The 13,498-nt window shown below is 64.6% G+C and carries 14 protein-coding genes; 11 read left to right on the forward strand and 3 right to left on the reverse strand.

What is annotated here, in order from left to right; all coding sequences use genetic code 11:
- Positions 1-141 precede the first annotated feature (141 nt).
- The 8 genes from V8U06_RS19735 (at position 142) to V8U06_RS19770 (ending at position 7,182) form a co-directional block, all read left to right on the forward strand.
- Positions 142-1,089, forward strand: coding sequence for a carbohydrate ABC transporter permease (locus tag V8U06_RS19735; RefSeq protein WP_427142141.1), 948 nt, complete (start codon positions 142-144; stop codon positions 1,087-1,089).
- Complete coding sequence (locus tag V8U06_RS19740) at positions 1,086-2,027, forward strand: carbohydrate ABC transporter permease (RefSeq protein ID WP_226920318.1); 942 nt, start codon at positions 1,086-1,088, stop codon at positions 2,025-2,027. The genes V8U06_RS19735 and V8U06_RS19740 overlap by 4 nt, the downstream gene beginning before the upstream one ends.
- Complete coding sequence (locus V8U06_RS19745; RefSeq protein ID WP_226920317.1) at positions 2,024-2,212, forward strand: hypothetical protein; 189 nt, start codon at positions 2,024-2,026, stop codon at positions 2,210-2,212. Before V8U06_RS19740 ends, V8U06_RS19745 begins: the two co-directional genes overlap by 4 nt.
- 4 nt (positions 2,213-2,216) lie before the next feature.
- Complete coding sequence (locus tag V8U06_RS19750) at positions 2,217-3,314, forward strand: ABC transporter ATP-binding protein (protein WP_427142142.1); 1,098 nt, start codon at positions 2,217-2,219, stop codon at positions 3,312-3,314.
- The gene (locus tag V8U06_RS19755; RefSeq protein ID WP_427142143.1) at positions 3,307-4,302 is read left to right on the forward strand and encodes an ABC transporter ATP-binding protein; all 996 of its coding nucleotides are present in this window, start codon (positions 3,307-3,309) and stop codon (positions 4,300-4,302) included. The genes V8U06_RS19750 and V8U06_RS19755 overlap by 8 nt, the downstream gene beginning before the upstream one ends.
- 10 nt (positions 4,303-4,312) lie before the next feature.
- Positions 4,313-5,932 carry a dihydroxyacetone kinase subunit DhaK gene (locus V8U06_RS19760; RefSeq protein WP_427142144.1) on the forward strand — a complete coding sequence of 540 codons (1,620 nt, stop codon included), beginning with the start codon at positions 4,313-4,315 and terminating at the stop codon, positions 5,930-5,932.
- 84 nt (positions 5,933-6,016) lie between these two features.
- Positions 6,017-6,523: a ferritin-like domain-containing protein gene (locus V8U06_RS19765; RefSeq protein ID WP_427142145.1), complete on the forward strand. Its 507-nt coding sequence runs from the start codon at positions 6,017-6,019 to the stop codon at positions 6,521-6,523.
- 116 nt (positions 6,524-6,639) lie between these two features.
- Positions 6,640-7,182: a DNA-3-methyladenine glycosylase gene (locus V8U06_RS19770; RefSeq protein WP_427142146.1), complete on the forward strand. Its 543-nt coding sequence runs from the start codon at positions 6,640-6,642 to the stop codon at positions 7,180-7,182.
- Between the two features lie 3 nt (positions 7,183-7,185).
- On the opposite strand, the gene V8U06_RS19775 is transcribed toward V8U06_RS19770, so the two are convergent.
- Positions 7,186-8,721 (reverse strand): sensor histidine kinase, encoded by a 1,536-nt coding sequence (locus V8U06_RS19775; protein WP_427142147.1) that lies wholly within the window; start codon positions 8,719-8,721, stop codon positions 7,186-7,188.
- Between the two features lie 83 nt (positions 8,722-8,804).
- Positions 8,805-10,760: a PAS domain S-box protein gene (locus tag V8U06_RS19780; protein WP_427142148.1), complete on the reverse strand. Its 1,956-nt coding sequence runs from the start codon at positions 10,758-10,760 to the stop codon at positions 8,805-8,807.
- Between the two features lie 163 nt (positions 10,761-10,923).
- Between V8U06_RS19780 and V8U06_RS19785 the strand changes: the two genes are divergently transcribed.
- Together V8U06_RS19785 and V8U06_RS19790 are read left to right on the forward strand one after the other, a co-directional pair.
- On the forward strand, positions 10,924-11,622 hold the full coding sequence (locus V8U06_RS19785; RefSeq protein WP_427142149.1) for a Crp/Fnr family transcriptional regulator: 699 nt from the start codon (positions 10,924-10,926) through the stop codon (positions 11,620-11,622).
- Between the two features lie 162 nt (positions 11,623-11,784).
- Positions 11,785-12,525, forward strand: a complete 741-nt coding sequence (locus tag V8U06_RS19790; protein ID WP_427142150.1) for a Crp/Fnr family transcriptional regulator — start codon at positions 11,785-11,787, stop codon at positions 12,523-12,525.
- Positions 12,526-12,594: 69 nt separating this feature from the next.
- Here the strand turns inward: V8U06_RS19790 and V8U06_RS19795 are convergent, their stop codons facing one another.
- The gene (locus V8U06_RS19795) at positions 12,595-12,825 is read right to left on the reverse strand and encodes a DUF6894 family protein (protein ID WP_427142151.1); all 231 of its coding nucleotides are present in this window, start codon (positions 12,823-12,825) and stop codon (positions 12,595-12,597) included.
- A gap of 138 nt (positions 12,826-12,963) precedes the next feature.
- Between V8U06_RS19795 and V8U06_RS19800 the strand changes: the two genes are divergently transcribed.
- Positions 12,964-13,473: a sigma-70 family RNA polymerase sigma factor gene (locus V8U06_RS19800; protein ID WP_427142152.1), complete on the forward strand. Its 510-nt coding sequence runs from the start codon at positions 12,964-12,966 to the stop codon at positions 13,471-13,473.
- Positions 13,474-13,498 lie beyond the last annotated feature (25 nt).

Raw genomic sequence — 13,498 nt, forward strand, 5'->3', positions numbered from 1 at the left:
TATGCCCCGGCTCTGCCGCCGCCCACGCTGTCTAGAGCGTTTTCACGTCTCGTTGAATCGCGAACCGCTCTAACTCTTTGTTTCGATGCATTTCCGGAAAATCGCCGTTCGCTTTCCCGGAAATGCGCAAGGGGAACACCAATGCTGAAATCATCCGTGGAGCGGGTCGCCGAGGCGACGCCGCACGCCATCGCAAGACGCATGCATGGCCTGTCCGATCGTGCGCTGGCCTGGCTCTTCGTCGCCCCGTCGATCGTGCTGCTTCTGGCGGTCAACATCTTCCCGCTCATCTGGACGATCCGGCTGAGCTTCACCAATTTCCGGGTCAACAGGCCCAATGCCGAAGTCGCCTTCGTCGGCCTCAAGAATTACCTGAATGTCCTGTCGGACCGGGATATCTGGCTGACCATGCAGGCGACGGCCCATTTCCTGATCTGGACCATCGTGCTTCAGGTCCTTATCGGCTTCACGCTCGCCTATCTCATCAACAAGAAGTTCCGCGGCAACGATCTGTGGACCACGATCATCGTCCTGCCGATGATGCTGAGCCCGGCGGTGGTGGGCAATTTCTGGACCTTCCTCTACCAGCCGCAGATCGGCCTCTTCAACTACGCGGTCGGTTTCCTGACCGGCGCGGACCCTTCCAGCTTCTCGATGATCGGCGACGTCTCGCTCGCCCCCTGGGCCATCATCATCGTCGATACCTGGATGTGGACGCCCTTCGTCATGCTGATCTGCCTTGCGGGCCTGCGCTCCATTCCGCCCAGCATCTACGAGGCGGCCGAATGCGACCGCGCCAGCAAATGGCGGCAGTTCTGGACGATCACCATCCCGCTCGTCCTGCCCTTCCTGATGCTCGCCGTGCTTTTCCGCGGCATCGAGAACTTCAAGATGTTCGACCTCGTCGTGCAACTGACCGGCGGCGGGCCGGGCTCGATCACCGAGCTCACCTCGATCAACCTCAAGCGCGAGGCCTTCGAGAAGTGGCGCACGGGCTATGCCTCCGCCTATGCGGTCATCCTCTTCGTCACGGTCTTCGGCCTCGCCTCGATCTATGTCAAAGCCCTGAACAAGGTGAAACAACGATGAGCAGCTATTCCGTCACCGAGCCGTCGCTACGGCAGAAATGGGTCGCGGGCTCCCTGGTCGTGCTCTACGCGCTGATCACCATCCTGCCGCTCGTCTGGATCATCGCGACGAGCTTCAAGAGCCCGTCCGACGCCATCGCCTATCCGCCGAAGACCTTCTTCACGCCGACGGTGGAAGGCTATGTCAACGTCTTCACCACGCGCACGCGCCTATCCGCCGAGCAGCTTCAGGCGCTGGGCGAGCCCACCACCTGGTACGACAAGCTCGTGCGCAAGGACGGGCTCGTCATTTCCGGCCCCTCGCGTTTTGCCGAGCGCTTCACCAATTCGGTGATCATCGGCTTCGGCTCGACGGTGCTGTGCATCGTGCTCGGCACGGCCGCGGCCTACGCCTTTTCGCGCTTCAAGGTGCCATTGAAGGACGACCTTCTCTTCTTCATCCTGTCGACGCGCATGATGCCGCCGATCGCCGTCGCCATTCCGATCTTCCTGATGTTCCGCTCGCTCGGGCTCAGCGATACCCATGCCGGCATGATCCTGCTCTACACGGCGGTGAACCTGTCGCTCTCCGTCTGGCTGCTCAAGGGGTTCATCGACGAGATCCCGGTCGAATACGAGGAGGCGGCGCTCATCGACGGCTACACGCGCTTCCAGGCCTTCTACAAGGTCGTGCTGCCGCAGGCCGCGACGGGCATCGCCTCCACCGCGATCTTCTGCCTGATCTTCGCCTGGAACGAATATGCCTTCGCCGTGCTGCTGACATCAGGCAATGCCCAGACGGCGCCGCCCTTCATCCCCACCATCATCGGCGTCAGCGGCCAGGACTGGCCGGCCGTCGCGGCGGGCGCAACCCTCTTCCTTGTCCCGGTCATGGTGTTCACCATCCTTCTGCGCAAACATCTCCTGCGCGGCATCACCTTCGGAGCCGTCCGCAAATGACAAGATTTTTCAACGGTCTCATGCATTTCAGGCGCGGCGCCTGGGAAATGCTGGCCTCGGTGCTGATCGCCGCCGGCGTCGTCATGCTCATGCAGCCTTTCGCCCTCGTTCTCTATTCCTGGTCCTTCGTCATAACCCTGCTGGGCACGGTGATGTTCATCGTCGTCAGCCATTTCCCGGAGTAGGCCGATGGCTCAGATCAGAATTGAAAACGTGCGCAAGGAGTTCGGCGCCTTCACCGCCGTCCGCTCCTCCAGCTTCACCATCGAGGACGGCGAGTTCTTCATGCTGCTCGGCCCCTCCGGCTGCGGCAAGACGACGACGCTGCGCATGATGGCCGGCCTCGAACTGCCGACCTCGGGCGAGATCTTCATCGATGGCGAGGAGGTCGGCATGAAGCCGGCCAGCCAGCGCGACATCGCCTTCGTCTTCCAGATGTTCGCGCTCTATCCGCATATGAACGTGCGCAAGAACATCTCCTATCCGCTGGTCAGCCAGGGCATGAAGCGCGAGGAGGTGGCGACCCGCGTCGCCGAGGTCGCCCGTATCCTGAAGATCGAGCATATCCTCGACAAGCCGGTCGGCGGTCTTTCGGGCGGCGACCGCCAGCGCGTGGCGCTCGGCCGGGCCATCGTGCGCCGGCCCAAGGCCTTCTTCATGGACGAGCCGCTCGGCGCGCTCGACGCGGAGTTCCGCGAGCACATGGCGGAAGAACTGCGCGCGCTGCACGACCGCATGGGCGCCACCACCGTCTATGTCACGCACGACCAGCTCGAGGCCATGCAGATGGGCGACAAGATCGTCGTCATGAACCACGGCGTCGTCGAGCAGTTCGGCCGCCCGCAGCAGATCTACGATTGGCCAGCGACGAAATTCGTCGCCCAGTTCATCGGCTCGCCCTCCATGAACTTCCTCGATTTCGAAGGCATGATCGGCATCGGCGGCGACAGCGTCGATCTTGGCGGCGTGCGGATGAAGGTGCCGGCTGCGCGCGAGGGGCGTGCCGGCCGGCTGACGCTCGGCGTGCGGCCGGAACATGTGCGGTTCCGCGACGATGCCGCCTATCGCGGGCGGGTCAGCGCCGTCGAATATCTCGGCACGACGCAGATCGTGACGCTGTCGACCGGCCACGGCGACCTGAAGGCGCGCATATCCTCAAGTCACAAGGTGCGCGAGGAGGAGCTGGTCGGGCTCGATTTCGATGCGCGCACCCTTTCGCTTTTCGATGCGGAAAACGGCAAGGCGCTCGTCTCCGAGGCCAATGCGGGAGTGCTGGGTCATGGCTGAGGTCATTCTGGAAAATGTGACGAAGCGCTTCGGCGGCACCGCCGCGCTCGACAATGTCTCGCTTGAAGTGCCGGACGGCTCCTTCGTCGTGCTGCTCGGCCCGACGGGCGCGGGAAAGACGACGACCCTGCGCATGGTCTCCGGCCTCGATGCCCCCGACAGCGGCGCGGTCTTCATCGGCGGCCGCGCCATGAAGGGGCTGTCGCCGGCCGAGCGCAATGTCGCGATGGTCTTCCAGCAATATTCGCTCTATCCACACCTCACGGTTCGCCAGAACCTGGAATTTCCCCTAAGGTCGCCGCTCCTCAGGACGCCGCAGGCGGCGATCGACAGGAAGGTGAAGGAGGTTGCCGAGGTCTTGCAGATCGCCCACAAGCTGGACAACAAGGCGACTGCGCTTTCCGGCGGCGAAATGCAGCGCGTCTCCATCGGCCGTGCGCTTGTGCGCAACCCGGATGTCTTCCTGATGGACGAGCCGCTGAGCTCGCTCGATGCGAAGCTCCGGGCGGACCTGCGCATCGAACTGAAGCGCATCCAGGCGAAATCCGGCGCGACGCTCATCTATGTCACCCATGACCAGATCGAGGCGATGACCATGGCGACCCATGTCGGCGTGCTGAACGAGGGACGGCTGGTGCAGTTCGGTTCCCCGCGCGCGGTCTATGAAACGCCCGTCAGCGTCTATGCCGCGACGCGCCTCGGCCAGCCGCGCATCAACGTGCTGCCGGCCGATCTCTTCGCCGGCGCGCCGGCCGGTGCCAAGAGCATCGGCCTGCGCCCGGAGCATATCGTGCAGGGCGAGGGGGAGGAGGCCCTCGTCAAGCGGGTCGAACATCTCGGCGACCAGACGCGCCTGCATCTCACCTTCAAGCGGCACGACCTCATCACCGTCACCGACGCCCACACGCCGCTCACGGGCGGCGAGACCATCCGGATCCAACCGTCGCAGCCGCTCTATTTCGACGCGGCGGGCATGCGTTTAGCTTAAGGAGATTTCCATGGCGCAATTCATCAACAAGCGCGAAGACGTCGTCACCGAGGCGATCGACGGCGTGCTGGCTCTGTCGGGCGGCGCGCTCACCCGCCTCGACGGCTATCCGCATATCCGCGTCGTCAAGCGCAGCGACTGGGACAAGTCCAGGGTGGCGGTCGTCTCGGGCGGCGGCTCGGGCCACGAGCCCGCCCATGTCGGCTTCGTCGGCAAGGGCATGCTGACGGCGGCCGTCTGCGGCGACGTCTTCGCCTCGCCGAGCGTCGATGCCGTGCTTGCCGGCATCCTCGCCGTGACGGGACCGGCAGGATGTCTGCTCGTCGTCAAGAACTACACCGGCGATCGGCTGAATTTCGGCCTCGCCGCCGAGCGCGCCCGCGCCTATGGCCTCAATGTCTCGATGGTCATCGTCGGTGACGACATCGCGCTTCCCGACCTGCCGCAGGCCCGCGGCGTCGCCGGCACGCTTTTCGTGCACAAGATCGCCGGGGCGCTCGCCGAACAGGGCGCCGATCTCGACACCGTGACGGAAGCGGCAAGGCGCGTTATCGCCGGAACGCGTTCCATCGGCATGTCGCTCGATACCTGCCGCGTGCCGGGCTCACCGAAAGAGGACCGCATTCCCGAAGGCAAGGCTGAACTCGGCCTCGGCATTCATGGCGAGGCGGGTGTCGAGCAGATCGATTTTGCCGGCGCGCGCGCCTCGGTCGCCACCATGGTCGAGCGGCTTGCCGCCGTCATGGGCGAGGGGCCGCATGTGGCGCTGATCAACAATCTCGGCGGCACCTCGGTGCTCGAAATGTCGGTTCTGGCGCATGATCTCCTTGGCTCGGCCGTCGGCGCGAAGATCACCCATGCCATCGGCCCGGCCGCGCTGATGACCTCGCTCGACATGCAGGGTTTTTCGATCTCCGTCTTCCCGGCCGATGCCGCGGAACTGGAGCTCCTCAAGGCCCCCGTGCCGATCCCCGCCTGGCCGGGCGTTTCGCAGGTGCAGCCGATTGCCGTTGCCGCCCTGCCGGACGGCCTGACGCCGATCATGCCGATGCCGTCCAGCCATGCCGCGACACGCGCCTTCCTCATCGATTGCTGCAATGTGCTGGTCGCCGCCGAACAGGACCTCAACGCGCTCGACGCCAAGTCCGGCGACGGTGATACCGGCTCGACGCTGGCGGGTGCGGCCCGCGCGCTGATCAATGCCATCGACCGCCTGCCGCTGTCGGACCATACGCAGCTGCTGCGCGCCATCGGCCAGGAGCTCAGCCAGACGATGGGCGGCTCTTCCGGCGTGCTGCTCGCCATCTTCTTCGCCGCCGCCGGCGACGGCGCCTCGAGCGGCCTGCCGATGCGCGAGGCGCTGCGTGCCGGCCTTGCCCGCATGCAGGAAATCGGCGGCGCCCGGATCGGCGACCGCACGATGGTCGATGCGCTTGCGCCCGCGCTCGATGCGCTCGGTCAGGGCATCGCCGCCGCGGCCGCCGCCGCGCGGGAGGGCGCGAACGTCACGGCGACCCTCACCCGTGCGAAAGCCGGCCGTGCCGCCTATATCAACGCCAAGCAGCTGGAAGGCCATATCGACCCCGGCGCGGAGGCTGTGGCGCGGCTCTTCGAGCATCTGGCGCGCTGACGGCGGCGCAGCGGAACAAACGCTCCGTTTCCTTCTTTTGGGGAGGTCGCGCCGTGCGCGCGCTTTCCCAAAAGGAGACCATCAATGGCCAAAGAAAAGACGCTGGACGATCTTTTTCACGACACGCTGAAAGACATCTATTTTGCCGAGCGCAAGATCCTCAAGGCGCTTCCGAAGATGAAGCGGGCGGCGCAGGCGGAGGACCTGAAGGCAGCCTTCGAGAAACACCGCGAGGAAACCGAAGGTCATGTCGAGCGCCTCACGCAGGTGTTCGAACTGATCGGCAAGGCCCCTCGCGGCAAGACCTGCGAGGCGATCGAAGGCATCATCGCCGAGGGTGAGGAAATCATCGAGGAATTCAAGGACACGCCGGCGCTCGATGCGGGCCTGATTTCCTCGGCGCAGGCCGTCGAGCATTACGAGATCACCCGCTACGGCACGCTGAAGCGCTGGGCCAGCGAGCTCGGCCTGACCGACGCCGTCGCGCTGCTCGACCAGACCCTGCAGGAAGAGACCAAGACGGACGGCGCCTTGACAAAGCTTGCCGATGCCTCCGCAAATGCGCGGGCGAAAGCGCGCAAGGCCGCCTGATCTTGTCGACGGCATGATCTCCCGGCTCGCCTGACGGGTGAGGGCAGGGTATTTGACGATCCGGGCAAAACGCTGCCCGGATCGTTTGACAGGGATGCCCGGCATGGATGTCCAGCATGGATGAAAGTTTCTTCGCGCGCGATGCCGTGGCGGTCGCTGTCGATCTCCTGGGCGCGCGCCTGCTTGTCGACGGGGTCGGCGGGCGCATCGTCGAAACCGAGGCCTATCGGCCCGACGATGCGGCATCCCACAGTTTTCGCGGTGAGACCGCCGCCAATGCGGCCATGTTCGGTGCGCCGGGCACGGTCTATGTCTACCGCTCCTATGGTCTGCACTGGTGCCTCAATTTTGTCTGCGCACCCGGCAGCGCCGTGCTTCTTCGTGCACTTGAACCGACGCAGGGTCTCGAAACGATGATGGAGCGGCGGGGCGTCACGGTGGTGCGCAAATTGTGCGCCGGGCCGGGCAATCTCTGCAAGGCGCTTGCCGTTACGGGCGGCATGAACGGCGCTCTTCTTTCCAGGGCGCCGTTTTCGCTGGAGCCTCCGCCGGAAGCGCCCGTCGCGGTCAGCGGCGTGCGCATCGGCATCAGCAAGGCGGTCGATCACCCCTGGCGTTTCGCGGTCAAGGGCTCTTCCTTCCTGAGCAAGCCGATCTGAGACCTATGGCTCGATGATATCGAGCTCCGCGGTGAAGGTCGTGCCATCGCTGCCGTCGAACGCATGCGTGCCGTTCAGCTGGCCGACGACGCCCCGGATCAACCGGCTCCCCATGCCCTGCTGCACGGTCTGCGGGTCGAAGCCGATACCGTTGTCCTTGATGGTAAGGCGTGCGCGGCGCCCGCCCGCGCTCTTGAGCGCAATGGAGATCCGGCCCTCGCGCCCGTCAGGGAAGGCATATTTCATGATATTCGTCAGGATTTCGCTCGTCAGCAGCGCGAGGGGCGTCGCATTGTCCGTGGAGACGGCGAGTTCATCGATGTCGTAATCCACGACAACGGGCGCGCCATAGGCCGTCACCAGCTTCTCCACCACCGATTTGATGAGGTCGCGGGCGCACAGCCGGGAAAACTCGTCGTGCCGATAGATCTGCTCGTGCACGGCGACCATGGAGGAAATCCGGTCGGCCAGCGACTGCTGGATTTCCGCCGGAAGGCGCTGCAACTGGATGATGCTCTGCACGGCCTGGAGGTTGTTCTTGACGCGGTGGTGGACCTCGCGAAGCAGAAGCTGGTTGTCGGCGAGCGCGTTTCTCAACAATTGCGATTGCGCCGCATCGCGGTGCAGCAGATGCCGGATCCATTGGCCGGCGGCGAGGAGGCCGACACCGGCAAGGACGAGGACGGAGACCGCGACCGTGACGTCGCGCCAGAACCGCTGGATGCCAACGGCGTAGTCGGCCGAAGCCAGGGCGACGAGGCCGGTGCCGTCGACGGTGCGATAGGCGACGATGCGGTGCGCGCCGTCGACCGGGGAAATGGCCTCGTAGGTGCCGGCGGCGGCCTTGGGCAGATAGTCGGTGAAGAGCACATATTTGCTCATGTCCACCGGCCCGTCGGCAAGCGGATAGCGGGCGACGAGCTGCCCGTCGGCGCGGATGAAGCTGACGGTGGAGTTGGGTCCGAGATCCACCGCCTCCCAGACATCGGCCAGCACCTCCACGTCGAAGGAGACCACCGCGGCCCCGGCGAATTTGCCGTCCCGCTCCAGCCGGCGGCTGAAGGCGAAGATCTGGTGGCCGTTGAGCCGGCTGATCAGCAGGCTGGAAATGTGCTGCCTGGCGCCCTTTGCAAGCTCGGCGAAATAGGGCCGGTCGACGATGCTGATCGGTTTGACCATCGGGTCGGTGGAGTAGAGGGTCAGGCCGTTCTCGTCGACCACATAGGCCTTCACCTGGCCAGGCAGATCGGCGACCGCCTCGTTGATGTTGCGCACGCTGGCCGAAGCCGGCGGAACGATATCGGCACCCAGTGTCACATCGATGCGTTGCAGCGCCTGGCGCGCGAGCGAATCGAGCAGGGAAACATTGGTCGCAACGATCTTCGACGCCGCGATCGCCCGCTCTTCGGTGCGGCGAAGCGCATCCTGGTAGCTGGTGGAAAGCCACAGGCCAAGCAACAGAAGCAGCGAGACGAACATCGCAACGATGATCATCGCAGCCGCCTTCGCCAGCGTGAAGTTGAGGTTCAACCCTCGCAACACAACACATCCCCCAATGCGGTGCCAACTCTTAACCGCCGGCCGGTGCATGTCCAGCCATTCATTGTGCGCCATACCCTCGGTCAGTTTCCGTACGGTTGGCGCAACTGCCGACCATGGCCGGCCATGGCCCGCCCGATGGTGTCCTCCAGTTGCCGTTCGCCGAAGGGTTTCGACAGGCGCAGGAGGTCGGCGCGGGCTTCCGGCGGCAATTCCGAATAGCCGGTGGCGAGGATGATGGGGATATGCGGCCAGCGCTCGCGGACGATATCGGCGAGCTGCGAGCCGGTCATCTGGGGCATGGCCTGGTCGGTCACGATGAGATCGACCTCATGCGCCTCCAGGAAGGCCAGCGCCTTCGCACCCGATCCCGCCTCGTAGACGGTATGCCCCATGTCTTCCAGCATCATGACGGTGTTCATCAGAACGAGCGCATCGTCGTCGACGGCGACGACGGACAACGTCTCCACCTTCTCGGGCGTTTGCGGGGGAGCCTGCTCCGGCTTGGCCGTTTGCTGCGTATCGACGACAGGAAGCCAGAGTTCGGCCGTCGTGCCGGCGCCGGGGGCGGAATGCAGCACCAGCTTGCCGTTCGATTGCGCCATCAGGCCCTGCACCATGGAGAGCCCGAGCCCGGTGCCCTTGCCGATGCCCTTGGTGGTGAAGAAGGGCGAAGGGGCGTTCTTCAGCGTGTCCGGGTCCATGCCGTGGCCCTCGTCCTGCAGGTAGAGACAGAGATAGGCCTTGTTCTGCAAGTCGGGATGGGCCTTGACGGCATCGGTCTCCAGCCGCGCGCCGATCACGAGACGGCCACCCTCCGGCATGGCATCCCGCGCATTGATCGCAAGGTTGAGAAGCGCATTGACCATCTGGTTCGGGTCCGTCCTGACGGGCGGCAGGTCGAGTGGGAACCGGGTTTCGACGGCGACGGTCGGTCCGATGGACCGCTGCAGCATGTCCGTCATGCCGTGGATGAGGGTCGAGAGGTCGACGGGTTCGAAATCGAGGTCCTGCCGGCGGGAGAAGGCCAGCAGGCGCTGGGTGAGGGAGGCGCCGCGCTGGGTCGCCTGCAGGGCGTTGTCGAGCAGCGACTGTGCCTCGTGCGTAAGGGAGACACGTCGCTTCAGAAGATCGAGGCTTGCCTGCACCGCCATCAGGAGATTGTTGAAGTCGTGGGCGACGCCGCCGGTCAACTGCCCGAGCGCTTCCATCTTCTGCGCCTGGAACAGTTCTTCCCGGGCCAGCTCCAGCGCGGCCTGCGCGTCGCGTTTTTCCGTGATGTCGCGGGTGATCTTGGCAAAGCCGATCAGGGCGCCGTCCTCGCCGCGGATGGCGTCGATGATGGCATTGGCCCAGAAACGCGTGCCGTCCTTGCGCAGTCGCCAGCCTTCCGATTCGTAGCGGCCTTCCCGGCGAGCGGTTTCCAGCGCGTTGTCCGGCAGACCGGCGAGCCGGTCCTGCTCGGGAAAGAAGCGGGAGAAATGCTGGCCGATGATCTCGTTCGGCTTGTAGCCCTTGATGCGCTCGGCGCCGGCATTCCAGCTCGAAACGTTGCCGTCCGCGTCCATCATGTAGATGGCGTAGTCCGTGACGCCCTGGACGAGAAGGCGGAACTGTTGCTCGGCCTTGCGAAGCTGTTCTTCCGCGTGTTTCCGTTCTGTGAGGTCCCGGGTGATCTTGGCAAAGCCGATGAGGCGACCGTGGGGATCGCGGATGGGATCGATGACGACATGCGCCCAGAATTGTGCGCCGTCCTTGCGCACCCGCCAGCCTTCGCCCTCGAAACGGCCTTCCTCTGCCGCGTGGCTCAGGGCGCGTTGCGGAAGGCCGCGATCCCGGTCATCGGGACGATAGAAGCGGGAAAAATGCGAGCCGAGGACTTCCTCCGCCTGGTAGCCCTTGAAGCGGCTCGCCCCGGCATTCCAGCTGACGATATGCCCCTCGCGGTCCAGCATGTAGATCGCATAGTCGGTGATCGCATCCACCAGCAGCTTGTAGCGATCCTCGCCGTCAAGCGCCGATGCCTCATGTTCCGTCATGCCCGTCCCCCAATGCTAACCGCTGGAAACGCGCAAACCTGCAAAAGGTTCCATCGCAGGATGCATTTTTTTTAAGGCCGGGGACAAAGCGGGCGCGGCATCGCAATCGCGCGCCAGCGCCCTACATGAATGGCTTCCGAAAAGCGCGGCGAGGAGCCGAGCGATGATCAGACAAAACCGGCTTTTGGCGGCGCTGAATCAGGAGGACCGGGAGGTCCTGTTGCCGCGCATGGTGGAAATGGACCTGCCGCAGGGACTGGAACTGTCCATGCCCGGCATGCGGGTCGACCACTGCTATTTTCCCACCGCCGGCATCATTTCCACCGTCGTCGTCTCGCCGAAGGGCAACCAGGCGGAAATCGGCGTGATCGGGCGCGAGGGCATGTCGCCGTCCTCGGCCATTCTCGGGGCGGATCGCAATCCCTATCGCACGGTCATCCAGGTCAGCGGGCGGGGCTGGCGCATCCCGCGCGACGTGCTTCTCGAAACTCTCGAAGAGCGCCCGGCTCTCAGAGGACTCTTCCTGCACTGGGTGCAGGTCTTTTCCTGTCAGGTTGCTTTCAGCGCGCTTTCCAACGCCGTGCATATCGTCGAAGAGCGGCTCGCCCGCTGGATCCTGATGTGCCACGACCGGCTGGAGAACGACCGGCTGGACCTCACCCACGAGTTTCTGGCGATCATGCTGGCCGTGCGCCGCGCGAGCGTGACCAACGCCCTTCACGTGCTCGAAGGGCATGGTTTCATCTATTCCCACCGGGGAACCATCATCGTGCGCGACCGGGCCGCGCTCGAAGCCTTCGCGGCCGACGCCTATGGCGGCAGCGAGCGGGAATATGCCCGGCTTTTCCCCGCCGCGGCGTGAAGCTGCAGACATCCTTCCGGTCCCCCTCTGTCCGTTACCGTACGGACGCCCGGTGCCGGGTTGTCTCCCTGATTTTATGATCATAGATGGACGGCCATTGATTGTAGGAAAGACCGAAGCCTCTGGCGGATTTGCGGTCGTCGAACCGCTTGGGATTGTTGAATGGCAGACGTTTTGCAGAGCAGGTTTCGGAACAACCTGCTTCGGCGTTTGCCGGAGAGAAGCCTTGCCCGGCTCGCGCCGCAACTGGAGCGGATCGTCCTGCCCCGGTCCTACCAGCTTTCCTCGCCCCACCAGCCGATGGACCATGCCTATTTCTTCGAGAGCGGCATCGCCTCCGTCGTCGTGCGCTCGCCGGAGGGCCAGCACACCGAGATCGGCATCATCGGCCGCGACGGCATGTGCCCCACCGCGGCGATCCTCGACACGGATGTCGATCCCTTCTCGGTCTTCATGCAGATGCAGGGCGAGGCCTGTCGCATCGCCATCCCCGCGCTGAAAGCGGTACTGGAGGACGATCGCGAGGCGCAGGGGCTGTTTTCCCGCTATACCCAGGCGCTCGCCGTCCAGCATGCCTATACGGCGCTCTCCAATGCCGTGCATCATATCGACGAGCGGCTCGCCCGCTGGATCCTGATGTGCCACGACCGGGCCGACGGAGCGGATATCAGCCTGACGCACGAATTCCTGTCGATCATGCTGGCCGTCCGACGCCCGAGCGTCACGACGGCGCTCCACGTGCTGGAGGGCAAGAAGCTGATCTATTCCGAGCGCGGCGTCATCATCGTGCGCGACCGGGCAGGTCTCGAAGCCTTCGCGCGGGACGCCTATGGCGAGTGCGAGAAGGAATATGAACGGCTCATCGGGCCGCTTGCCGACGAGAGCATGTCAGGTTCAGATTGAACCGGACATGCTCTGAATTCTTTTGTTTTCGTTTGTCTTTTCGGGAAAACCGCTTGTCCCTGACAAACTCTAGTCGAGCACGTCGCTGAAGGGAAGGCGGGCGACCGTCCGCCCCCCGACGTCCTCGATCTCGAAAAGGCGTGCCTCGTCCATTCGCCCCTTTCGCAGATCGTCCGCGAGGATTTCGCGCGCCGATAGCCGCGCTTCGGCGAGCGCCGCCTGCAGCGTATCGAAATCGCTTCCCTCCAGATCCTCGATCCGGCCGTGGCGGTTGCGGATATGAAAGAAATAATGGGTCATCTGGGCCTCGTTTTTTCGGTGGCTTGCGCTACGGACCCGCGAAGTGCCGAAGTGTTCCATTCTTTCCTGTTCTTTGCGTACGCTAGCGTACGGCAACTTCCCCGACCGGTCCTCGTTCTTCCCGAAAGGGAGATGCGAATGGACAGATTGCCCGAGACCGCTGCCATGCCGGTACACGGCGCCATAGAGGCGCAGCTTCCCGCGCTGAACCGCTTTGCGCGCCGGCTGACCCGCTCGGCCAGCGACCGCGACGACCTCATCCAGGAAACGGTCATGCGGGCGCTCCGCTCCGCCCACCAGTTCCGCCCGGAAACCCGGCTGCGCTCCTGGCTCTTCACTATCATGCGCAACACGTTCAACACGGAATACCGCCGCCGCTGCCGCGAAACCGTGGGGCTGGGCGAGGATTTCGTCGAGCGCGCCGCCGTTCAGGCCCCGCAGGAATGGGCTGTGCGCCGCGGCGAACTGCGCTCCGCGCTCGGCCGCATTCCGGCGCGCTCGCGCCGCACGCTGCTGCTCGTGGCCATGGGCGTGAGCTATGTCGATACGGCCCGGCTCTGCCACTGCGAAATCGGCACCGTGAAGAGCCGCGTCAACCGCGCGCGCAAGATGCTGGAGGACGAGATCGGTCGCCCCGGCGCGTTTTGACAGGAACATCAGGCGCGCCATCGGG

The organism is Shinella sp. G-2, assembly GCF_050172695.1.
Taxonomy (GTDB): Bacteria; Pseudomonadota; Alphaproteobacteria; order Rhizobiales; family Rhizobiaceae; genus Shinella.

What these genes read in the sequence shown, in the direction of transcription:
- V8U06_RS19735 (WP_427142141.1), top strand. Translation starts at nt 142, where the DNA reads ATGCTGAAATCATCCGTGGAGCGGGTCGCCGAGGCGACGCCGCACGCC.
- V8U06_RS19740 (WP_226920318.1), top strand. Translation starts at nt 1,086, where the DNA reads ATGAGCAGCTATTCCGTCACCGAGCCGTCGCTACGGCAGAAATGGGTC.
- V8U06_RS19745 (WP_226920317.1), top strand. Translation starts at nt 2,024, where the DNA reads ATGACAAGATTTTTCAACGGTCTCATGCATTTCAGGCGCGGCGCCTGG.
- V8U06_RS19750 (WP_427142142.1), top strand. Translation starts at nt 2,217, where the DNA reads ATGGCTCAGATCAGAATTGAAAACGTGCGCAAGGAGTTCGGCGCCTTC.
- V8U06_RS19755 (WP_427142143.1), top strand. Translation starts at nt 3,307, where the DNA reads ATGGCTGAGGTCATTCTGGAAAATGTGACGAAGCGCTTCGGCGGCACC.
- V8U06_RS19760 (WP_427142144.1), top strand. Translation starts at nt 4,313, where the DNA reads ATGGCGCAATTCATCAACAAGCGCGAAGACGTCGTCACCGAGGCGATC.
- V8U06_RS19765 (WP_427142145.1), top strand. Translation starts at nt 6,017, where the DNA reads ATGGCCAAAGAAAAGACGCTGGACGATCTTTTTCACGACACGCTGAAA.
- V8U06_RS19770 (WP_427142146.1), top strand. Translation starts at nt 6,640, where the DNA reads ATGGATGAAAGTTTCTTCGCGCGCGATGCCGTGGCGGTCGCTGTCGAT.
- V8U06_RS19780 (WP_427142148.1), bottom strand. Translation starts at nt 10,760, where the DNA reads ATGACGGAACATGAGGCATCGGCGCTTGACGGCGAGGATCGCTACAAG.
- V8U06_RS19785 (WP_427142149.1), top strand. Translation starts at nt 10,924, where the DNA reads ATGATCAGACAAAACCGGCTTTTGGCGGCGCTGAATCAGGAGGACCGG.
- V8U06_RS19790 (WP_427142150.1), top strand. Translation starts at nt 11,785, where the DNA reads ATGGCAGACGTTTTGCAGAGCAGGTTTCGGAACAACCTGCTTCGGCGT.
- V8U06_RS19795 (WP_427142151.1), bottom strand. Translation starts at nt 12,825, where the DNA reads ATGACCCATTATTTCTTTCATATCCGCAACCGCCACGGCCGGATCGAG.
- V8U06_RS19800 (WP_427142152.1), top strand. Translation starts at nt 12,964, where the DNA reads ATGGACAGATTGCCCGAGACCGCTGCCATGCCGGTACACGGCGCCATA.